General features: G+C 36.7%; 21 protein-coding genes. 5 read left to right on the top strand and 16 right to left on the bottom strand.

The window, feature by feature from the left end; genetic code table 11:
- Positions 1-43: 43 nt before the first annotated feature.
- The 11 genes from LC095_RS08240 to LC095_RS08190 all read right to left on the bottom strand — a co-directional run bounded on the left by LC095_RS08240 (position 44) and on the right by LC095_RS08190 (position 10,500).
- Complete coding sequence (locus LC095_RS08240) at positions 44-313, bottom strand: hypothetical protein (protein ID WP_226527722.1); 270 nt, start codon at positions 311-313, stop codon at positions 44-46.
- 195 nt (positions 314-508) lie between these two features.
- Complete coding sequence (locus tag LC095_RS08235) at positions 509-1,771, bottom strand: peptidase (RefSeq protein WP_264195975.1); 1,263 nt, start codon at positions 1,769-1,771, stop codon at positions 509-511.
- Between the two features lie 37 nt (positions 1,772-1,808).
- The gene (locus LC095_RS08230; protein WP_413467471.1) at positions 1,809-2,471 is read right to left on the bottom strand and encodes a 3-oxoacid CoA-transferase subunit B; all 663 of its coding nucleotides are present in this window, start codon (positions 2,469-2,471) and stop codon (positions 1,809-1,811) included.
- A 19-nt stretch (positions 2,472-2,490) separates the two neighbouring features.
- On the bottom strand, positions 2,491-3,198 hold the full coding sequence (locus tag LC095_RS08225) for a CoA transferase subunit A (protein ID WP_226527720.1): 708 nt from the start codon (positions 3,196-3,198) through the stop codon (positions 2,491-2,493).
- Complete coding sequence (locus LC095_RS08220) at positions 3,161-4,543, bottom strand: aspartate aminotransferase family protein (protein WP_226527719.1); 1,383 nt, start codon at positions 4,541-4,543, stop codon at positions 3,161-3,163. The genes LC095_RS08225 and LC095_RS08220 overlap by 38 nt, the downstream gene beginning before the upstream one ends.
- Before the next feature lie 29 nt (positions 4,544-4,572).
- Positions 4,573-4,845 (bottom strand): YokU family protein, encoded by a 273-nt coding sequence (locus tag LC095_RS08215; protein WP_226527836.1) that lies wholly within the window; start codon positions 4,843-4,845, stop codon positions 4,573-4,575.
- Positions 4,846-4,861: 16 nt separating this feature from the next.
- A complete protein-coding gene (ablA, locus tag LC095_RS08210) occupies positions 4,862-6,262 on the bottom strand; it encodes a lysine 2,3-aminomutase (protein WP_226527718.1) in 1,401 nt (466 codons plus the stop codon).
- A gap of 260 nt (positions 6,263-6,522) precedes the next feature.
- Complete coding sequence (ablB, locus tag LC095_RS08205) at positions 6,523-7,374, bottom strand: putative beta-lysine N-acetyltransferase (protein ID WP_226527717.1); 852 nt, start codon at positions 7,372-7,374, stop codon at positions 6,523-6,525.
- Between the two features lie 35 nt (positions 7,375-7,409).
- Positions 7,410-8,798 (bottom strand): sigma-54 interaction domain-containing protein, encoded by a 1,389-nt coding sequence (locus LC095_RS08200; RefSeq protein ID WP_319005780.1) that lies wholly within the window; start codon positions 8,796-8,798, stop codon positions 7,410-7,412.
- 192 nt (positions 8,799-8,990) lie between these two features.
- Positions 8,991-9,773 (bottom strand): ABC transporter ATP-binding protein, encoded by a 783-nt coding sequence (locus tag LC095_RS08195; RefSeq protein WP_226527716.1) that lies wholly within the window; start codon positions 9,771-9,773, stop codon positions 8,991-8,993.
- A gap of 91 nt (positions 9,774-9,864) precedes the next feature.
- Positions 9,865-10,500 carry a LysE family transporter gene (locus LC095_RS08190; RefSeq protein WP_226527715.1) on the bottom strand — a complete coding sequence of 212 codons (636 nt, stop codon included), beginning with the start codon at positions 10,498-10,500 and terminating at the stop codon, positions 9,865-9,867.
- Between the two features lie 159 nt (positions 10,501-10,659).
- On the opposite strand from LC095_RS08190, the gene gvpU reads away from it, so the two are divergent.
- Together gvpU and LC095_RS08180 are read left to right on the top strand one after the other, a co-directional pair.
- Positions 10,660-11,085: a gas vesicle accessory protein GvpU gene (gvpU, locus tag LC095_RS08185; protein ID WP_226527714.1), complete on the top strand. Its 426-nt coding sequence runs from the start codon at positions 10,660-10,662 to the stop codon at positions 11,083-11,085.
- Positions 11,086-11,260: 175 nt separating this feature from the next.
- Entirely contained in the window at positions 11,261-12,622 is a 1,362-nt protein-coding gene (locus tag LC095_RS08180; protein WP_226527713.1) for an amino acid permease, read from the top strand.
- 27 nt (positions 12,623-12,649) lie between these two features.
- On the opposite strand, the gene spoIIP is transcribed toward LC095_RS08180, so the two are convergent.
- On the bottom strand, positions 12,650-13,801 hold the full coding sequence (spoIIP, locus tag LC095_RS08175) for a stage II sporulation protein P (RefSeq protein WP_226527712.1): 1,152 nt from the start codon (positions 13,799-13,801) through the stop codon (positions 12,650-12,652).
- A gap of 216 nt (positions 13,802-14,017) precedes the next feature.
- Here spoIIP and LC095_RS08170 point away from each other — a divergent pair, with 216 nt between their 5' ends.
- Positions 14,018-15,994: a SpoIID/LytB domain-containing protein gene (locus LC095_RS08170; protein ID WP_226527711.1), complete on the top strand. Its 1,977-nt coding sequence runs from the start codon at positions 14,018-14,020 to the stop codon at positions 15,992-15,994.
- Between the two features lie 130 nt (positions 15,995-16,124).
- Here LC095_RS08170 and LC095_RS08165 read toward each other — a convergent pair whose 3' ends face one another.
- On the bottom strand, positions 16,125-16,325 hold the full coding sequence (locus tag LC095_RS08165) for a cold-shock protein (RefSeq protein WP_026562521.1): 201 nt from the start codon (positions 16,323-16,325) through the stop codon (positions 16,125-16,127).
- 207 nt (positions 16,326-16,532) lie between these two features.
- Here LC095_RS08165 and LC095_RS08160 point away from each other — a divergent pair, with 207 nt between their 5' ends.
- Positions 16,533-17,324, top strand: a complete 792-nt coding sequence (locus tag LC095_RS08160; RefSeq protein ID WP_226527710.1) for a Cof-type HAD-IIB family hydrolase — start codon at positions 16,533-16,535, stop codon at positions 17,322-17,324.
- Positions 17,325-17,340: 16 nt separating this feature from the next.
- Positions 17,341-17,769, top strand: a complete 429-nt coding sequence (locus tag LC095_RS08155) for a DUF1801 domain-containing protein (protein WP_226527709.1) — start codon at positions 17,341-17,343, stop codon at positions 17,767-17,769.
- Between the two features lie 120 nt (positions 17,770-17,889).
- Here the strand turns inward: LC095_RS08155 and LC095_RS08150 are convergent, their stop codons facing one another.
- From LC095_RS08150 to pruA, 3 genes are all read right to left on the bottom strand, one after another.
- Complete coding sequence (locus tag LC095_RS08150) at positions 17,890-19,128, bottom strand: PucR family transcriptional regulator (RefSeq protein WP_226527708.1); 1,239 nt, start codon at positions 19,126-19,128, stop codon at positions 17,890-17,892.
- Between the two features lie 194 nt (positions 19,129-19,322).
- The gene (locus LC095_RS08145) at positions 19,323-20,810 is read right to left on the bottom strand and encodes a flotillin family protein (protein WP_226527707.1); all 1,488 of its coding nucleotides are present in this window, start codon (positions 20,808-20,810) and stop codon (positions 19,323-19,325) included.
- A 230-nt stretch (positions 20,811-21,040) separates the two neighbouring features.
- The gene (gene pruA, locus LC095_RS08140; protein WP_226527706.1) at positions 21,041-22,588 is read right to left on the bottom strand and encodes an L-glutamate gamma-semialdehyde dehydrogenase; all 1,548 of its coding nucleotides are present in this window, start codon (positions 22,586-22,588) and stop codon (positions 21,041-21,043) included.
- Between the last annotated feature and the right edge of the window lie 5 nt (positions 22,589-22,593).

The raw sequence follows: 22,593 nt of genomic DNA, 5'->3' as shown, positions 1-22,593 counted from the left end.
CCCCCTCTCCTGTAAAGAGAATATATTTGATAAATGAATATGATCACAATAAACCATTTGGGACAATGAGGAGTGCTACACCATAACCTGCTAATGCAACTGGAAGTATATATTTTAAAGAGAAGCGCTTTCTAAGAATGAATAGATATGTTATAAGAGGAATGACAATCATACAATCGAATAAAGTTGCCAAAGCAATCCCATCAGGAAGCGGTTGCGCAAGGGGTACACGGTAAAGAATTGTATTGGAGGCAATAATGAAAAATAGTAAAAAACTAAATATGCTCAAATTTCGTTTGGATATTATACTCATCAGATACACCCTCCTTTACTTATAATTATACCTTTCACAAGCAGGAAAAGGAGGTGATTCCACAGGATAATTTTTACAAAATTGAGTAATTCATTATTGGGAATTGACAAGAAGAGTACAATTCAATAAGTTCCATGTTTAACAAAAAATCAAGAGACCGACCATGTAAAGTCCGCCTCTATCAAATGTTTTTTACTAACGCTCTACTCCGCACCAGTCAACTACCGTTAATGCAATAATCTCTGCTGCTTCAAACACTTTGTCTATTTCAACATATTCATTTGGAAAATGGGCTTTCTCTGTCACACCAGGTCCGAAGACAATTGTCGGGGTTGACCCTACCTGTGTTAACAAACCACCATCAGTGCCCCATGGTGATGCTTCAATGACAGGCTCTTTCCCTATTACTTCAGAATAACTAGCTGATAATGTTTTGATCATTTCATGACTAAGATCTACTGACCCTGGTACCCATCGTGCACCAAACCATTCTAGTGAAATCGGGTAATCATTAAACCATTGATCAATATTCTTAAGCTCCTTGATCCAGGTCTCTAGTTCCATCTTAGCATGATTCATTGTTTCATCTGGAGAAATGCCCATTCTTCCTTCTAATTTCACAAGGTCAGCAACAGAGGATGGCCAATCACCTCCTACTATCTTTCCGATATTGATTGGAATTGGGATTGGAATTTTTTCATATAGAGGATCATGTATTCTCTCATTTCTTCGTTTCTCCAACTCTCTTATATGTTCCACAACAAGCATAGCTTTCTCAATTGCACAAACTCCCTCGTAACGTGTTCCCCCATGTGCAGATCTTCCCTTGACGATTAACCGAAACCACATAGACCCTTGTTGTTTTGGGAAAATTTTCATATTAGTCGGTTCCGGAATAATCGCTGCATCCGCTTTATATCCCTTTAAAATAGCAGCAAGTGTCCCAGCCCCTCCACTTTCTTCTTCAATGACACTCTGAAATATAACATCTCCTTTTAAAGGTATTCCAAGAGCACGAATGGCTGATAAGGCTAAAAGGAGAGAAACATTCCCCCCCTTCATATCTGTTGCACCACGTCCGTAAAGTTTTCCTGCTATCACTTTCCCGCTATATGGTTGATGATCCCACTGTGCATTATCTCCCTCAGGTACAACATCAATATGACCATTTAATATAATTGAGCGGCCCTCACCCGTGCCTTTTAATATACCGACAACATTGGGACTGCCTTTAAAATCCTTCCGGGGTGAAGCAAAGTACGGATGTGTTGCTAGAAATTTCCCATCAGGCTCCCACACTTCCACTTTTAACCCAATCTTTCTAAGTTTTTCAATGACAATGGTTTGCGCATATTGCTCATTTCCTTGTGTACTGTTGGCTTGAACGAGCTTTTGCAGCAATTCTATTCCATGGTCACGGTTATGTTGCAGCCAATGATGAATTTGTTCTCGAAGCATATGCTTTTCATCAGTCACCCTTCATCCCTCATCTCTTTTATATACCAATAACCTTTATTTCGTCTGAGATTTGCAGAGGTGCATTTGTTTTTGACATCACATCATGAACTGTAAATGGCGCCATGACTTCTGTTAATAGTAACCCTTGTTCTGTTACTTCCATTACTCCCATTTCTGTAATGATTAAGCTGACACACTCTTTAGCAGTTAATGGTAAAGTACATTCTTTTACAATTTTCGATTCACCTTTTTTATTACAATGATTCATTAATACAATGACACGCTTTGCCTTTTTCGCAAGTTCCATTGCTCCACCAATTCCTGGAACTCTTTTTCCTGGGACAATCCAGTTAGCTAAATCTCCTTTCTGACTAACTTCAAGTCCTCCTAAAATCGTAATATCTAAATATCCCGACCGAATCATGCCAAAAGCTGTTGAACTATCAAAATAGGAAGCTCCTGAAACAACGGTAACCGGAAAGCCTCCTGCATTACATAATGTTGGATTTTCCATACCCTTTTCAGGTGATCCACCCATGCCGAGAATTCCATTTTCCGCATGAAACATAACTTGGAGGTGCGGTGATAGATGATTCGGTACAAGGGACGGGATACCAATCCCTAAGTTGACAATCATACCCTCTTTAATTTCCTGAGCTGCCCTCTTTGCCAAGCGATTCCGTTCATCAAGTGAATTCACAATTCCATCACTCTCCCTATCATTCCCAGGCCCATTTCCAATCAATTCCCTGGCTATTTATCACCATATCCACATAAATACCCGGGGTTATAATATGTTCCGGATCTAGTTCACCACGTTCGACAATTTCTTCTGCTTCAACAATCGTATACTGACCCGCCATAGCTACTAAAGGATTTGTGTTTCTCGCACTCGTTTCATAGAGTACGTTTCCGAAAGTATCGGCTTTTTTTGCATAAACAATGGAAATATCGGCAGTTAGTGCAGTTTCTACTAAAAATTCCTTTCCATCGACTAAGATTTTTTGCTTTCCTCTTTCGATCATACTATCAAGCCCTATGTCTGTTAAAATTCCTGCTAGACCAACTCCTCCTGCACGAATCCTCTCGGCGAGTGTTCCCTGTGGTGAAAACTCCACTTCCATTTTCCCTTCCATCATGAGCTGACCTGCAATAGGATTTGAACCAATATGAGAAACGATTAGCTTTTTAGCTTTTCCCTGACTTACCAATTTTCCAATCCCAATAGTAGGAAAACCCGCATCATTGCCAATTAATGTTAGGTCCTTTACACCTTTCTGAAGTATGCCATTAATTAAAGTCGGGGGATTACCAACACCGCCAAAGCCTCCAAACATGAGGGAACAGCCACTGTGAATATAGGATAAAGCTTCATCTAAGGTGCCTACTTTATTCATTCTTTTCATCTGGTGTGTTTGTTCCGTCATGTCCGACACCTCCTACTTCTTTTTGAATCTCTAATACTACTTCCTTTAATATGGAAACAAGTTCATCCATTTGACTTTTCGTAATAATAAACGGTGGTGAAATAATAATGGCATCACCATGGGCACCTTCTTGGCCGGCTGAGGATGGATAAACGAGCAAGCCTTTTTCTCTTGCCTTTCCTACGATCTTATTCGTTATCATGAGCTTTTTATCAAATGGTCGTTTTGTTGACTTATCGGATACAAATTCAACACCAATCATTAGACCTATCCCACGAATATCCCCTATAATCTTCGACTCTCCTAATTCAAAAAGTAGCTTTTGAAGCAAATACTCTCCCTGAACCTTCACATTTTGAACTAATTGATATTTTTCAATGTATTGAAGAACAGCCAAGGCTGTAGCGGCAGATTGAGGATTTGCACTATACGTATGACCGCTCATGACAGAGTTTGAGCCTTGCAGAATTGGTTTCATTACTTTTTCACTAGCTAAAGTGGCCGCAATAGCTGTATAGCCTGCACTCATTCCCTTCCCCAATGCGATAATATCCGCTTGTACTCCCCAATGATGTAAACCAAACATTTCACCTGTTCGCCCTATTCCTGTCATAACTTCATCGGCAATAAAGAGGATGTTATACTTGTTGCAAATTTCTTTAACTTGCTGATAATATCCATCAGGAGGAATGATCACACCACCTGCCGCCCCAATAATCGGCTCCGCAATAAATGCCGCGATCTGCCCGGGACCAATTCTTTTTATCGCAGTTTCAATTTCATTTGCACAGGCTAGCTGACAAGAGGGATATATTTTCTTTAATGAGCATTGATAGCAGTATGGTGCTGAGACTGCGGGATAATCTTCAAGTATAGATACAAATCGTTCACGACGGCTCACATGTCCAGACATTGATAAAGCACCAAGTGTAATTCCGTGGTAACTCACCCATCTGGACAATATTTTATTTTTCTTAAAATACCCTTGCTCCTGCCAGTGTTGAATCGCGATTTTCATCGCTGTTTCTGTAGCTTCCGACCCGCTGTTCACAAAAAAGGACCAATAATCCTCATCAGCATTCAAAAGTTCATTTAATTTTACTGCAAGCTTTTCTGCCGGTTCTGATGTGAATTGTGAGCGATAAACAAATGAAACTTTGTTTGCTTGCTCATGCATAGCCTCTATTATCTCAGATACTCCATGACCAATACTTGTTGTCACTGCTCCTGAAGATCCATCTATATACCGCTTGCCATCTTTGTCATACAAATAGATTCCTTCACCATGTGTCACAGTAGGATACTCTTCCTTCATACTCGGCTTGATTAACAAAGATCGATTCATACAATCGCCTCACTCTCTTGCTGACAAGCTTAAAATTTAAAGTAATTCTTTTTTAGTAATCTAGGTTGTGACATTAAGACATCAAATTCAATTGTATGTTTTAATCTCTTTGTATCTATTAACATAAGCTGGTCTTCAAGTTCTTCAATCGTTTTCTCTGTTTGATATTCCATCCCACATAATGAACAATGGACACCAGGTGTGTTAGTTATTTCAATCGCTCTTGTTCCATCCGGCAACTCCCAGTAAACCGTACATGCCTTCTCTTTGGCTCCTTCAGCTTCACACCATTCACATTTCATCTGTAAAGATTTCACCTCACGTTTCATCCTGAGCTGTCTTCTTTTGCTGTGCCAAATACTTCTTTTCCTTTAATTCATCGCGTTTTTCACGCTTATCTTTTAATGTTGAATATGCAGGGTTTTGTTGAAAGCTTTGTCTGCGGTTATAACGCTCAAGTGAATTCGGGACAAGATTAAATTGTTCATCATTTAATAATGATGTAATCCCTGTTTTTGAAGGCTTTAAATCATGGCCAGAATAAATTTCTCTAAAATAATCATCAGCTCTGTCTGCAATATAATTTTCCGGTTCCGGATATGCTGTAATCACTCCTTCAAAATTTCGCAGTACTGTTTTCGTTGGACTTTGTGAAATTAAATAGTTTGGCTGCAAAGTGATTTTTCCACCTCCACCAGGGGCATCCACAACAAAAGTTGGTACAGCATACCCACTCGTATGCCCCCGCAGCCCTTCTATAATTTCCAGCCCTTTTGATATAGGTGCCCGGAAGTGACCAATTCCCTCAGAAAGGTCGCATTGATAAATATAATAAGGACGAACTCTAATTTTCACTAAATCATGCATAAGCTTTTTCATAATCGGTACACTGTCATTAATACCAGCTAAAATAACAGCCTGGTTGCCAACCGGTACACCTGCATTCACCAACATCTCACATGCTCGCTTTGATTCTTCGGTAATTTCAATTGATGTATTAAAATGAGTATTCAACCAAACCGGATGATACTTTTTTAAAATTTCACAAAGATTTTCTGTAATTCGTTGTGGAAACACAACAGGAGCTCTCGTACCAATTCGAATAATTTCTACGTGGGGAATTTCTCGTAAATTTTTTAATATATATTCCAGTATATTGTCATTTATTAGTAGGCCATCACCGCCAGAAAGGAGAACATCGCGTACCTCAGGTGTATGTCGAATATACTCAATTGCTGCATCTAATTGTTTTTTCGGTACACCCATGCCGATTTGTCCTGAAAATCTTCGACGAGTACAATAACGGCAATACATTGAGCATTGATTGGTTACGAGGAAAAGAACGCGATCAGGATAACGATGGGTTAACCCGGCTACAGGTGAATCTTCATCCTCTTCCAAAGGATCCTCTAGGTCATATTTCGTTTTATGAATTTCTTCGCCAATTGGGACAGATTGCATCCGAATTGGACATCTTGTATCTGTAGGGTTCATAAGAGCAGCATAATATGGAGTAATATTTAATGGGATCGTTTTGGTGGAGATTTTAACTCCTTTTTCTTCTTCAGGAGTAAGATCAATAACTTTTTTCAAATCATCAAGTGTACGAATGGTATTTGTTAATTGCCAAATCCAATCATTCCATTTTTCTTCCGGTACATCCTTCCACAACTCAATGTCCTTCCAATGACGCTTTGGTTTATATAAATCATATAACATGATCATTTCCCCCTTACTTTTGCTATCAACAATAGATATGCAAATTCTATGCCAAAAACAAAAGTGAAGGGGTGACCGTTATAACTTTTAGTAATTCATGGTTATTTTTATGCAAAAAAGATTGAAATTAGATCATATGTTTTATGCGTAGATTGAAAGAGGAGGTTCAAATCGAGTAGCTGCCAAAATTTCAGCAGCTATTAGTAGATTGCCCCCGCTGAATTTTCGGCAGCATGGAGAAAATTCGGCATCTTCTTTTGCTAAGATGATAAATCCTTCCCCCAAATATTCATATCTTCTAGCTTATCGAATATATAGCAATTATTTATGAGTCTTCCATAATATTGATATCCAAGTTGATAAAAAGCATAATTCATCCCGAATGATAAAGCTCGTGCTAAAGAGTAAGTATAATATATTCCATTTTTTCTCAAATCTTGTTCTAAATACATAAGCAACTTTTTCATTAGTCCATGTTTTCTGTGAACTTTTAATGTTGCACAATCTGTAAGCTCAGCATTATGATAAATAGTGTTAACATCAGCAGAAGCAGCACTAACAATTTCATTTTGATACTCTACAAGGTAAAAATAAGTTCCACCTTCAATCATGGTTTTAACATATTGTTGATCATTCATTGGCGTTGGATAAACTTGAAAAACCTTTCGGTATAATTCAGCAAGCTGCCGGGCATCACCCACTTCAGCTTTCCGGAAACTATAATCAGTTGGTACTAACTTATCATTCATGTTAGGCTCTTTATTTTTAATATCCTGAAGAATTTCATTTTCTTTCACCCAGTATTGACTTGTTCTTCTTTCATTCTTGGTGTATAAAGTCATAACATAATTGTGAGTCCCACTAAAATATCCAGGTATCATTCCTTCGAGTTCATATCCATGACTTAATAATTGTTGCCAATGCTCAGGATGTGAATAAAATAGTACTTTTTCACAGAAATCTTCATTAGAAATATGACTAATCTCCTGTAAAATTTGTGTCATATTTCCCCGGTAATGATCAATTCTAATTCTTTTGTTAAAATAATCCAGAAAGAGCTCGAGTTGATAATCAGAAGTTGATAATTTTACGTTCTTATAAGGTTTTGCCATCTCTGGATCCCTCCCTTTCTTTCAACTAAACACTTTTACATAAGCGTGTATTTCTTCATTTTATATTGTAATGTTTGTCTGGGTATTTCCAGAAGTACCGAGGCCTTTAGTACATTACCGTTAGTTGTGTTTAATGCCTGTTTAATCATATTTTTTTCGGTTTGTTCTACGATTTCCCTTAAAGGTTGAATACTTACTTTCTCCATCAATTTTTCTTTTTTAATAAATGAAGGTAAATGTCTACAAGTTAATAAATCTTCTTTTTCGATCATATTCATCGCAAACTCAATCGTATGTTCAAGTTCTCTTACATTGCCCGGCCAGTCATGTTGATTTAATGTATCTAGTACATGCTTCTCAACACCTATCACAAGTTTATTAAAGAGGTAGTTATATTTTTGAATAAAGTGATGTGTTAATAAAGTTATATCCCCCTTACGATCTCGTAGTGGTGGAAGTTCCAGAAAAAACACATTTAGCCGATAATATAAATCTGTTCGCAAAGCTTTCTTATTTATAAGTATGGAAGGATGTTCATTCATAGCCACGATAATTCGCACATCAATTGCATATGAGTCTGTTCCGCCTACTCGACGAATGATGCCATCTTCCAATACACGCAAAAGCTTTGTTTGAAATTCGAGTGGCATTGTGTGAATTTCATCTAGAAATAATGTTCCACTGTGAGCCAGTTCAAATAACCCCGCTCGATCAACCGATCCTGTAAAACTACCTTTTTTTGTTCCGAATAAGATGCTTTCAAGTAAAGAGTCTGGCAAAGATGAACAGTTTTGGGCTATGAATGGACCATGTTTTCTTGAGGATGCTTGATGGATAGATTGGACAAGCAGTTCTTTCCCGGTACCTGTTTCTCCAAATATCATCACAGGTGATGAACTATTCCCTGCTTTTTTGGCAAGAGCAATGACATCTTTCATGGCATCTGATGAAGTAATAATATCATCCCACTTGTACTTTGCACCTGTATTTTTTACAGGCTTAGATTGTTGTCCATTCACTTTTTCCTGAAGCTCAAGGAGCTTTTGTGACAGCTGCTTAACCTTTGTGAAATCCTTCGCAATCTCGATTGCTCCAACTATTTTATCGCCCACCTTAATCGGCAGTGTCGTATTTACTGTATCTATTAGCAATCCTTTATTATTTTTATAGGTTTGGGATTGCTGATAAATAGGTCTTCCTGTTTCAATAACCTTTAATAAAGTACTTGTTTGTTTACTTAATGAAGGAAACACATCTAACACATGCCTTCCAAGAACTTCATCAATCTCAACACCATCGTGTTCTGCAGCCACCTGATTATAAAATATTGTTATTCCTTCGTAATTCACGGCATGAATGGCTTCATCAATGCTACTTAAAATGGCTTCAAGCATTTGCTTCGTTTCAAACGTTTTTAATATCACATGAAACCACCTCTATTCCAACCAAACTATGGAGTTAATCGCTCCATATTCCCATTTTATTAAATGACGGAAAGATCTATGCTGTTTCCTGAGAGTCCTCTTTCACCAATAAGTGTTTTTTATTGTACCTTCATGTGAAAAGAAATGATCTTAATATAAGATCCGCTAGAAAAAAGCATAGTTAAGCAATATTTATTTCTTTTTTAAAGTTGCCCGGCCATTTTCCCATGTAACTGATACTTTACATTCAAAGAGCTCTGTAAGCTTCTCATCTGAAAGCATATCTTTTGTTAGACCAGAATCAAATACCTGACCATTTTTTAAAAACAGTGTGTGTGTAAAGATTGGTAAAATTTCTTCGACATGGTGTGTAACATAAAGAAGAGTTGGCGCAGTGCTCTTTTCTGATATGTGAGTTAATGAGGCCAATAGCTGCTCACGGGCTAAAAAATCCAAGCCTGTTGTAGGCTCATCAAGAATGAGTAATTTAGGGTCTGCCATTAGCGCGCGGGCAATAAGTACCCTTTGTCTTTCTCCTTGGGAAAGAGTTTCATATGCCCGATCAGCATAAGGAAGACAATGCAGTTCCTCTAATAATCCAATTGCTTTTTCTCTTATTTCTTCAGTAGGCTTTTCATATAAGCCGATCGATGCAAAAGCTCCACTTAATACAATTTCAAAAGCACTGTCAGAAGGATAGAATTTTTGTTGGAGTTTAGAAGAAACGAGTCCAATCTTCTGGCGAAGCTTTTCTGCTAAATAATCGCGGCCAAAGACCTTATCTAATACCTTTATAGAACCTTGTGTTGGAAAATAATAAGCACATAGCATGTTTAATAGCGCCGTTTTCCCAGCCCCATTCAATCCATATAACACCCAATTCTCATGTTGGTTAATGTGCCAATTGATATTTTGCAATATCCACTGTCCATTTCTTTTTAACGAAACCTGATCTAACTCTATGATTTTCTCCATAAGTACTCTCCTGAATTTTTTGATTATTTTGATCGTACCATAAATTTTTGGTCTAGAAAAAGAAAAATAGACGATTTATTAATCGTCTCCATTAAAAGCCAAATAACGCTTTTAAGCCTTGATATCCAAAATATCCACCAAACCCTAACAAAGATAATCCTGAAATAATAGATATGATTTTTAAGCTTGTATCATTTAAAAGTTTTCGAAAGCCTGTTGTTAGTCCAGCAACAAATATATCCCATAAAGTAAGGCCTACAAATATCATACAACTATAAATAAGAAGCTGGCTTGTACCGCTCTCTTGTGCAGTTTTCGCCAAAACTGAACCATAAATCCCTAGCCAAAATAAAATTGATAAAGGACTTGTTATCGACATCATAAATCCAGTAAAAAAACATTTACTCAGTGAATCTTTTTTTCTGCTGTATGTAAGATTTACGCGATTAACACCTAAAATACTTTCAAATCCTGAATATAAAAGAATAAATCCTCCAAACAACCATAAAAAAATTTGTACAAAGGGAATATCTAAAAAATTCACCATTCCTAAGTAAACAAACAGCATAAAAATAGCATCTGCTATCATTGATCCTGCTCCTACGATCCATGCGTGCCAGAACCCATTTTTAATTCCTTTATCAAGGCGAGCCGAATTGACGGGCCCAATTGGAGCAGCAAGTGATAACCCTAAAAAAATATAACCGACCAAAATGCTAATACTCAAATATCTTTCTCTCCTTTTATTGGACTTGTACATTATATGAAAAAAGTTGTCCACTATGAGTGAATATTTACTCTTTCAGTTTAAAGAAATATTTGATGTTTAACTTATAAATTAAGGGCATGATAACTATACCAATATTATTGATCAGAGGTGTTAGGAATGGCAAAAGAACAAACACAAATGAGTACAAATGATGCAATCATGTTAATGTTTTTAGATTTAGTTGAACAAGATGGAATTGAAGTAGATATTACACTTTCAGTAAACGGTTCAATTGTATCCGGAACATTAATTGGTGCTACAGCCTACTACGAAGGAGTTACAGAGGCATCAAAAAACTTTGAGGATAGCACAATGTCTAAAATTATCTCAAAAAAATTTCATGATTTAAAAGAAGAGTATGCAAAACAGAAACAACAAGAAGCAGAAAAGGAATCAAAAGAAAAAGAAAATTCTTTTACCTTTATTCATTTAAAGAATGCAAAATATGTAACAAACCAACATGAAATAACACATACAAATGGAACATGGTGGCGGGGGAAAATTGCGTCTATCGATGGTTTTTCGTTTAGTTCATTCGTTTAAACATCGTTTTTGTCCCCCTATAAGGGGGACTTTTTAGTGGGGTTACCTTTTTTAAGAAGGGTTGGGTCCCTCCCCTCTAACTTGATCACACACGATCGAATTTTACTCTTGCTTTACATAATCAAACCCATCCTATCCAACAATAAGCGGAGGGAAGTTCGAGGAGGTTTTATTGATGAGTAATACAGGGCAAAAGAAAAAATCAACACAAGGTGATTTACAGTGGTGGCAGCTTTCATTAATTGGAATCGGATGTACGATTGGGACAGGATATTTTCTTGGATCTGCAATCGGAGTAAGTATTGCCGGACCTTCAATCGTTTTTTCCTTTTTACTAGCTGCTTTAGGCACTTATATTGTATATAATGTTTTAGCTAAAATGACAGCTCAGGATCCTCAAGAAGGGTCATTCTGTTATTATGCTGGTAAAGCTTTTGGAAAATGGGCAGCGTTTGGATGCGGATGGAATTATTGGTGTTCCAATATTCTTGTGATGGGTAGTCAATTAACAGCTTTGGCCATTCTATCCCAGTTTTGGTTCCCTAATGTTCCTTTGTGGATATTTGCCGCTGGATATGCAATTCTTTCAATTTTAGTTGTGATAACAGGAACAAAAGGCTTTGATAAGATGGAGAATTTATTTGCTATTATGAAATTTTCGGCAATCCTTATGTTTATTGTCCTTGCATTTGCCGCACTTGTTGGCTGGATCAATGGAGATGGTACGAAGCCACCAGGAGTTCCTTTAAAACTTGGTGACATTTTTCCTGAGGGATTTCGTGGTTTTTACGCTTCTCTCATTTATGCTTTTTATGCATACGGGGGAATAGAGGTTATCGGAATTATGGCCATGCAATTAAAAAATAAAGAAGATGCTCCAAAAGCAGGAACGTTTATGCTTATTAGCTTAACAACAGTTTATGTATTGTCGCTCGGACTGGCAGTATCCTTAACTTCAATCGATGCATTTCATGACAAGGAAAGCCCTTTTGTAACTGCACTGGCTAATTTCAACCTTCCATTTTTCCCACACGTGTTTAATGGAGCGATTATTATTGCCGGATTTTCTACAATGACGGCTGCATTGTACGGGGTAACAAATTTACTTGTCACCCTGGCAAATGATGGAGATGCACCAGCACTTTTTTCAAAGAAATTAAATTTCAAAAGCTTGCCTTTACCTTCTTTAGGGCTTGCGACGATTGGGCTTAGCGCTTCTATTATTACAGCATTATTGCTTCCTGGTAAAATTTACGAATATATCACAACAGCAGCTGGAATTCTTCTCCTATATAATTGGTTGTTTATCGTGTGTTCTTCATTTAAACTCTTGGAGCTCAAGATTTGGAACAAACTACTCGCCATTCTTGGACTGGTATTGATCCTTGCAGCAATCAGTGGAACTTTACTTGAAAAGGCTATCAGACCTGGTTTTTTTGTTAGTATTTTGGTTGTGGCCTTAATAGGGATAGTTTGTTTATTTATGAGAAAAACATGGAAGAAAACAACCGGCGATGGAAATATTAAATATTACTAAACAAGCCGAATGGAAATTCGGCTTGCTTTACTGTGAGTTTACTTCTTTAGCTTTTTGCTCATTGCGAATAGATTCTGCATACACCTCTGCAAATGCATCAATTGTTCGTTCTAATTCATCTAAATGATTGTCTACCCCTCCTATTTCCACTAATAACGCTTTATTTGATACATCTTGATTATAAACACCATTGCCTTCACTTTTTGTTTTTAAGAACACTCCTCGACTAATACCCGGAAACTTCCCCTCTAACTTTTGGTGAATTTCTTTTGCAAAATCCAGGTTTTCCTGATAATCTTTATTTTCTTTCCCAACAACAAAATAGAGTCTTGCATAACTTTCTCCATTAATCGTCTTAGTTGTAATTTCTTTACGTGCAGAATCACGATGTAAATCCAAGTAGTACACAAAGTCATTCTGTTGTGTTGATGCAGCTTCTTCAACGATATCACCTGAAAGTGTATATGCTTGTGTAGAGCTCCATCCCTTGCTATGTAGTTCTTGTGTCATATTTGTTTTGTCATGCTCTACACCAATTCCTTCTCTCATTAAATTATTAGCTAATCGGCTTCCGAGTCCAATTACATTTGCTCTTTCATCAGAGCTTATCGCATCATTTGGTTGTGTAGCTCCCTTTAATAAAGGCAAAAAAGACTCCCAACTGTGACTTTGATAAATAAATACTGTTTTATTCTCAGGATTTGTCACAGGATCTTCTTGCTCTAATTCTCTACCTGCCAATTTTTCTTCCGCTACTTTTCTTTCCTTTAAGAGAACTTCTGTTGGTGGTGGTGATTCAAATGGGATATTAGTTAAATCTGTTCCTTCTCCGGCAACTGCAATTTCAGTATCATACAGCCTCATACCCGGTAATTCATTCCCTAAAAATGTTCTTGCATCAGTTGGTTTAATACTTGTAGCAAATTGAATAGCCAGAGTAGAGATATTGGAAGCATCCATGAATTGGTTATCAGAATCTTGATAGAAATAATGATTTTCAGACTGAAGAAATTGAGCAAATAATTGCTCAGTATTCATTGAACCGATTGTTCTTTGAATACTATAAGAATCAATCGTCACTTGCATAGTGATGATGATCCCAATTAAACAAAAGATGAAGACCAGCACAAGTATAGGTACATAAATGAGTTTAAAGAAGAATTGAATTGTCGATTTCACCGTACAACCTCCTTAAATATATGTATATGAGGAGGGTACAATTGTATGGCTTAATTATTTTCCTTATCCTTAAACATCCTCTTCGAATTCCATTATTATTTTGAGTCATCATTTTCATAAGGTTTTTTCCCTTTAATCTCCTATTGCTCCTACTAACCTCTCTTTTGTATGATTCTCCCTGTAATACTATTAAACTTTTAAGGAGAATGAGTATATTTGAAAAGGAATATTTTATTTTTCATGGTTATTATCCTATTTTTCTCTATTTTTCCTTTTTCTAAATCTTCAGCAGCTACTTCAGAGCCTCATGTACAAGTAAAGCTTGTCAATTATATCGGTAATCAACCCCAGCTTTCTTTAGAAATTCATGGTGAGTTTTTCATAACAAATCATCATATACGTTTACTTGATAAGAAAACGTATATCGCAAAAGTTGATAATGGAAAAATCTCATTATTTGATGGATCAACGAAATTAATAACCGTTGACCAGCTGGAGCTAACTCCTGTGTCATACACAAACTATCTGGAAGTCAATAACCGTCCTTATCTTGGATCATTCCGATTTGTTGTTGAACAGGACAAATATATTCGTCCAATTAATACTGTCTATCTTGAAGATTATTTAAAAGGTGTTGTTCCATTTGAAATGATGGCAAGCTGGAACAAAGAAGCACTCAAGTCTCAAGCCGTTGCTGCTCGCAGTTATGCAGTTGGTTATCTGTCACGTGTGATAGACGATACAATTAACTATCAAGTATATGGCGGCTATGCTTGGCATCCAAATGCTGATGCTGCAGTAAATGAAACCTATGGTGAAGTGTTAAGACAAAATGGTCGCCTTGTGAGCACTGTTTTTTCAGCTAGTAATGGTGGACGAACAGAGTCAAATGCAAATGCATGGGGCAGCTCTCCATTATCGTACCTGCCTATTAAAACAGATACCTTTGATGCAAAAACTCCTTGGCAATTCACATTAAAAAAACAGCAAATTAACTCTTCATCACTAAATTTAAAGAAACCCTCGTTATGGTGGAATACAACAACAGAAATGGATCGCTCACTAACATCTACTATGAAAACTTGGCTTTTGCAAAATGGTTACGCAGGAAAAGATATTAAAATTATTTCAATTCCTAAGCTAACTCTTCATACACCAACATCAGGCGGCAGAGTCTCTAAAGGAGATATCACGATTGAATTTTTTGTAAAAGATCGAGTAAATAAAGATGGAGAGCTAGTTTTACAAAAGGTCGAATATGTAAACATTCCAGCTACCCGTATTCGTGCTATGATTGGAAACCGGGTAATCCTAAGTTATCTCGTTACAAAACAATCAGAAACAAATGATAGCTTTACTCTTTTCGGTCTTGGAGATGGACACGGTGTTGGTTTGAGCCAATGGGGTGCAAAAAACCGCGCAGATGCAGGACATTCCTATCGCGAGATTTTAAACTTCTATTATGATGGGACAACTATTGTCAAAGATTACGCAGAAAGACAGCAAACACCTGGCACTTCACCACAATCTGTTGTAACGGAAGATCCATCTGTTAGTACTATAGAGCCCATTCAAAAAGATAAAGCACCTGATAGTACAACAATACAGCCTGTCGAGAAAGAAGATCCACTTAAAGACACAAATCAGCCAGTTGTTACAACACCAGTCAAACCTGCAACACCCGCTAAAAAGCCAGTAATCGATAAAAAAGCCCCAATCATTAGCCAGGTAAAAGTAACAAGTGATCAAACTAAAAAGAAAGCTACCATTTCCTTTCACACTAATGAATCAGGAAAAGTCACAATTTATATTAAAAATGCACAAGGGAAAATTTTGCATTATGTTTTAAGGGATTCATCAATAAAAGCAGGATCAATCAAAAAGGAATACAATTTCTCCTCATTAGCAAATGGGACATATTATGTAGGGATTGCAGCAGTCGATGGCAGCAATAATCGAGCTTCTACATTACCATCTTTTTCAGTAAAAAAGTCTGCACCTGTCGCGAAAACAAAAACAGGTAAAGTGAATGCTACAAAACTAAATGTCCGTTCGGCTGCTTCTACTAAAGCAAAAGTTATAGGTTCTTTAAAGAAAAACCAAACCGTTACCATTGTTACTACAAGTGGTTCATGGCATAAAATTAAGTATGGCAAGTCCTATGGATATGTGTCAAAGTCTTATATTAAGTAGTAACATCGCTCTAAGTTAAGCACTTTTTGTAAGATATTTATACGATTAACAATGAAATGATAGTAAAACAAAAGGGACTTTTGCTCATATCCAATGAGCATAGTCCCTTTACATTATGGTTTAATTAGCATTAGATTTTTTGAACGTTAGCAGCTTGTGGTCCTCTGTTGCCTTCTTCAATGTCAAAAGTGACCTCTTGGCCTTCATCAAGTGATTTGTACCCTTCACCTTGAATTGAAGAGAAATGTACGAATACATCATCTCCACCTTCAACTTCAATAAATCCAAAACCTTTTTCTGAGTTAAACCATTTTACTTTACCTTGTGCCATCTCAATACTTCCTCCTAGATCAATCAAAACACGTTTGATGATAATTTCGATTTCTAGTATTGCCTTTAAAATAAAAAATAAACATCAAATTTCATTTTTTAATAAATTATTTTAAAATGAATATCTCTGATAAATGTAATGACAAAATTTTCTATGATAGAATAAAGAAAAGAGAGATAAGACTAATAAAAGGACTGTGAAGCGACGATGACAGATTACAAGGTTTTATTTTTGGACATTGATGGGACCATTCTCAAACCAGATGATACGATTGAAGACTCAACCAAAAAAGCTGTAGCAGAAGTAAAAGAAAAAGGAATTGAGGTTTTTCTAGCAACAGGTCGCCCACTACATGAGATCTCACATATAGCAGAGGAATTAACTATTACTTCATTTATTGGCTACAATGGAGCATATGCTATATACAATAATCAAGATATTTTCAGATCTCCCATGAATAGGACGACAGTTGAAAGCTATGTGAATATTGCAAAGAAAACCGGACATGAGCTGGTTCTTTATACACATGAAGAAAATATTTTTTCAGACTTGGATAGCCCTGTGGTAAAAGAGTTTATCTCAGCTTTTCACTTACAAAAAAACAATAGTTACTCTATTGACGTAATTGATAAAATACTCGGAATTACTCTTATAAATCTAAGTGAAAATGAACCGGCACTTTATGAAAAAGCAGATCCCTCCATACACTTATCACAAGTAAATGTTGATGGACTCCGTCATTGCTATGATGTAATCCGGGATAATGTGAACAAAGGCATTGCAGTACAGCATATTTTAGAGCTTTTACATATCCCAAAGGATGCATCAATTGCATTTGGAGATGGCATGAATGATAAGGAAATGTTAAGTGTTGTAGGAGAAGGATTTGCGATGGGAAATGGACACCCTGATCTTTTTCAATATGCAAAATATAAAACAACAAAAGTGACCAACTCAGGTATTTATAATGGATTAAAATCATTAGGACTAGTCGATTAGTTAGGAGGATCTTCATATGTACGAGCTGAAGACCAAGGAAAACGACAGTAGTGTAATCGAATTTATTGAAGCCGTGGAGAATCCCAAAAAACGTGAAGATGCGTATAAACTATTGGATATTTTTACTGAGACATCTGGTTATCCCGCCAAAATGTGGGGTCCAAGTATAATCGGGTTTGGAAAATATCACTATAAATATCCAACAGGTCATGAAGGAGATGCACCGCTCGTCGGATTTTCACCTAGAAAAGCAAAAATTAGTCTTTATTTTGCCACCGGTGATACAAAACGTCAGGAATTACTTCAGAACTTAGGTAAGCATACGTCCGGAAAAGCCTGTGTTTATATCAATAAAATTGCAGATATTGACGTGGATATATTAAAAGCACTTATTAACCAATCCATTGAGTTTTTGAAAGAACTCTATCCAGATCAACCTAAATAAAAACACAGTCACCCTATTGATCGTAAATCAATGGGGTGATTTCTTTTAGCAATCGGTCTTATATACCTACATTACTTTAATTTATCTCCGAAATAAATGCTAATTTCACCAACTCGGACCCTACCGATCTTTTCTTTTACTCACCATCAAATCTAGATAAAGCTGACATTTTTGATTAAAATCATTAAAATCAATTGTTGTTAACTCAGTAATTTGTTTCATTCGGTAATTTAGTGTATTAGGATGAATAAACATTTGCTCTGCTGTTGGCTTAAGCTTACAGTTATTCACTAAATAATATTCCAGCGTCTTGACAAGCTCTGTTTGACTTTCTCTATCTTTTTCTTGAAGGATCCGGATATTTTTATTCGAATAATTCGTCCTTGCATTCTTCTCATAAATAACATCCAAATACCTTAGAACTCCAATCTTCTTATATTCATAGGGAAGATTTTCTTGTGTTCTTAATTCTTCTGTAATTGAAACAACCTCAAGCGCTTCCTTGTAACTTCTATGAAGTGAGAGGATAGGCTGATACTCGTTTCCGATTCCGATATAAATATTTGAATATCTCTTGACATCAAAGTTTGTCAGTAAATTTTCTACAATTTGAAGAGAAGCTTTTACAGGCGAATATTTAAGAGAATAACAACCAACAATGATGACAATATTTGTCCGATATACCAACACATGACTTGTGTTGTCTTTTAAATTTAAATATGAACGAATTGTTTCTTTTAGTTCCTCAATAAGTTCTTCGTCTGCATGAATCGCATTCACAACCATCACACAAAAAATAGAAGGTAACACAATATCAAGCTCAGCAGCTTCCCACTTTAATTCCTTTTCGTTTGTAAACTCATTATTTATAACCTTTCTGAAAAAGTACTCAATTTCTTCTGCTTTTTGTTGCTTTAACTTATTTTTCTTGTAAATTAACTTTCCAACATGAAAGGAAATATCAAAAAGAAAATGAAGTTCTTCTTCTGTCAGATAATTGTTCATTTCCTGCACCCAAATATAGCCCATAATACTATTCTTATACTTTGCATGAACAACAACTCGACGATTTAACCCAATTTCTTTCATTTCTTCAATTCGGAAAGGCCTGTCAGTTGTTTTTAATTGGTCGATAATGCCTGTTTCAACAAACCGTTCAAATATATTTAATGGACACTTTTTTGAGAAAATGGTTTGTTGGTTTGCATAATCAAAGTGATTTACATAATAAGAACTATAAGCCAAAAGAAAAAAATGATCACTTTCTACAATTACAGGCTTTTTTAACCCATCACTGATTACATCGACAACATCATTCAAATCAGTTAATGATAAAGCACGCTCTAATAGCTCATTCATAATAAAACTCCTACCTCATATTTCGTTAACCTTATGATACTTTGCTTTATGATTACTTGTATAGTGGCATTGTAGGAAATCTTTCATAGAAATTGAACACAGTTCAAACACATTATGTAACCACATATTTAAATGCTTATGTGTATCATTTTATTGCATAGAAAAAACGGACAATATTTGCCCGCCTTCTCCAATTATTTTTCAGGTTGATCTTCAACAACCGTGATTGTATCTGAATCATTGTCCCGTTTTACATCTTGAAATGTTATATGATTGTCAGTACGATTTGTTCGGTTTGCATAAGACTTTAATAGCTCACCCATATCAATTCCTGTCATTTCTTTTAAAGGTTCCTGAATATCAACCATGGTTTTTGTAATGCTTTTTCCAAATGATGACACACCTTGGCCATTACCGGAATCTATAATTTTAACAGAATCAATATTACTTAGTGGCTGTGCAATCTTCTCAGCAAAGACTGGCAACATTTCTATTAATTTTTCAGTAATAATAACATCACCATGTTTTTCCATTGCTTCTGCTAATAGTTTACGAGCTTCTGCTTCTGCTTTCCCTCTTTCACGAATAACGTCTGCTTCAGCAGAACCTTCTTCACGACGGATTTTTGCCTTTGCTTCCCCATCGATCTCAGATTTACGGGCTTCCGCCTCTGCTTTACGAGTCGTTTCATAGTACTCCGCATCTGCTTTTGCTTTACGAACTTTACTTTCTTCCTCTTCCAGCTTCACAGCACGTTCACGTTCTAAGAATTGAAGTGTTAATTCCTCTTCTTTTATTTCTTTCGCAAGTTTCGCTTTTTCTAATTCATATGATTGTTCTGATTTTGCACGCGCCCGTTCAGTTTCCTCTTTGAAGGCAGCATCTTTAATATCCTTTTCCTTCTTTGACTCCGCTATTGCAATTTGACGCTTATATTCCTCTTCTTTAGCTGCTTGATCTGTTTGTGCTATATGAATACGCGTTTCACGCTGGCTATTAGCTTCAGCGATTTCTGCCAGTTTACGAACCTCTGCAATACGTGGTCTTCCGAGGTTTTTTAAATAACCGTTTTCCTCATCAGCATCACGTAAATCCGTTAAACCTAATGAAGTGATTTTAAAGCCCATAAGATCTAGTTGCTTTTGTGCAACCTCTGATACATCATGATTAAATTTTTCACGGTCACTATTAATATCCTCAACCGTCATCTTCGATAAAATGGCACGAAGATTACTCCCCAGTACCTCAATAATTTCAGCTTCAATTTCTTCTTGCTCTTTCCCTAAAAATTGCTCTGCATAGTTTGCAATACCATTTAATGTATCAGCTACCTTTACCATCGCAACTGCATCAGCGACAATCGGCACCCCGCCGTTTGTGTACACTCTTGGTGTTGAAAGCTTTAATTGAAAGGAAGTTAAATTAACAGGTGTAGCAGTTTGGAAACGTCTCAGTCGATAACCGCCACCTCGAATAATTTTCATCGAACGTCCTTCTTGGTCTGTGAATATATTCGTTTCTTTTTCAGGATCACCTAACTTTGGACCTGTAATAATTAACGCTTGATTTGACTTGGCTGTTCGATAACGAATCTTCACCCAAAAGAAATAACCAATCCCGGCAAGTGCCGCAATAATGAATAAGGGAATTAAAATTACAATAACACCAAAAAAACCTGACATCTTTCTGCCTCCTACTACTATATTAAGCCTTTTATCCACGTGGTAAGACTTTAGCGGTAACTAGTTACCTTTGTTAAGTAATACGAACAAGATAGACGAAAGTTTCAGGAAATTGCAAATAATTATTTTTTTAATAAGGATGCTTAGATAAATCAACCGTAAAAACATTTCCAATCAAATAAATTTATACACCCAAAAGAAGCAGACGTAATGTCTGCTCCTTGCATTTATTACAACATCTCACTTATTGTTTTTGCCTGCATATGAAGAGCTAAGTAGTCCGGACCACCTGCTTTTGAGTCTGTTCCTGACATTTTAAAGCCACCGAATGGGTGGTAGCCAACAATAGCACCAGTACAGTTACGGTTGAAATATAAATTCCCAACATGAAACTCTTGTTTTGCACGCTCGATATACTGCCTGTTTCTTGTAATCAACGCTCCTGTTAGACCGTATTCAGTGTTATTAGCGATTTCAAGCATTTCGTCAAAATCCTTCGCTTTTGCAAAAGCAACCACAGGGCCGAAGATTTCCTCTTGCATAAGCCGAGCATTCTGGTCAAGATCAGCGAAGATCGTTGGTTCAATAAAGTAGCCTTTCGTATCATCTCCTTTACCACCGCTCATTAAACGACCTTCTTCTTTTCCGATTTGAATATATTCCATAATCTTATCATATGAAGCCTGATCAATAACCGGTCCCATATATGTTTCATATTTTTCAGGGTTGCCGGTCATCTTCTGCTCAGTAATTTCCACAACCCGTTGAAGCACTTGATCATAAACATCTTCGTGAATCACTGCTCTTGAGCCTGCAGAGCATTTTTGACCTGCAAAACCGAATGCTGAAGTGAAAATAGATTGAGCGGCTAACTCTAGATCCGCATCTTTATCAACTAAAACTGTATCTTTACCACCCATTTCCGCAATCACACGTTTTAAGTGCTGCTGACCTGATTGGACTTTTGCTGCACGTTCAAAAATGCGGGTTCCGACTTCTCGAGATCCTGTAAAGGTAATAATACTCGTTTTAGGATGATCTACTAAATAATCACCAACTTCAGCACCGCTTCCTGGAACAAAGTTAACAACACCTTTTGGTAATCCTGCTTCTTCTAATACTTCTACAAATTCAGCAGCAATGACCGGTGTGGCACTTGCAGGCTTTAACACGACCGTATTACCAGTTACAATTGGTGCAACTGTTGTACCTGCCATAATCGCAAATAAAAAGTTCCAAGGTGGAATGACAACTGTTACTCCTGTTGGTGTATAGACGTATTTATTGATTTCTCCGTCACGGCTGTTTACGGGCTTCCCTTTTGCCAGTTCAATCATTTGACGGCCATAATATTCCAGGAAATCTATTGCTTCCGCTGTATCTGCATCAGCTTCATTCCAAGGCTTACCTGCTTCTTTTACTAATAATGCGGAGAAGTCATGTTTTTTTCGGCGTATGATAGCAGCTGCACGGAATAAAATATTGGCTCGTTCTTCGGGATTCCAATATCTCCATGTCTGAAAAGCTTTATCCGCTGCTTGAATGGCCATTTCCGCGTGCTCTTGAGTCGCTTTTGCTACTTTTCCCACAATTTCATCTTTGTTTGCCGGGTTATAGGAGACAATTTGACTTTCCGTTGTAATCCGTTCTCCATTAATGACAAGCGGGTATTCTTTTCCCATCACCTTATTCACATTTTCTAATGCAGCTTCAAAAGCTTTGCGGTTTTCCTCTTTTGCAAAATCAGTAAATGGTTCGTGTTTGTAAACTGTTGTCATGATAA

Origin of the sequence: Metabacillus niabensis (assembly GCF_020524345.1) — a bacterium.
Lineage (GTDB): Bacteria > Bacillota > Bacilli > Bacillales > Bacillaceae > Metabacillus > Metabacillus niabensis_B.
This window is presented reverse-complemented; position numbering and strand designations above follow the sequence as displayed.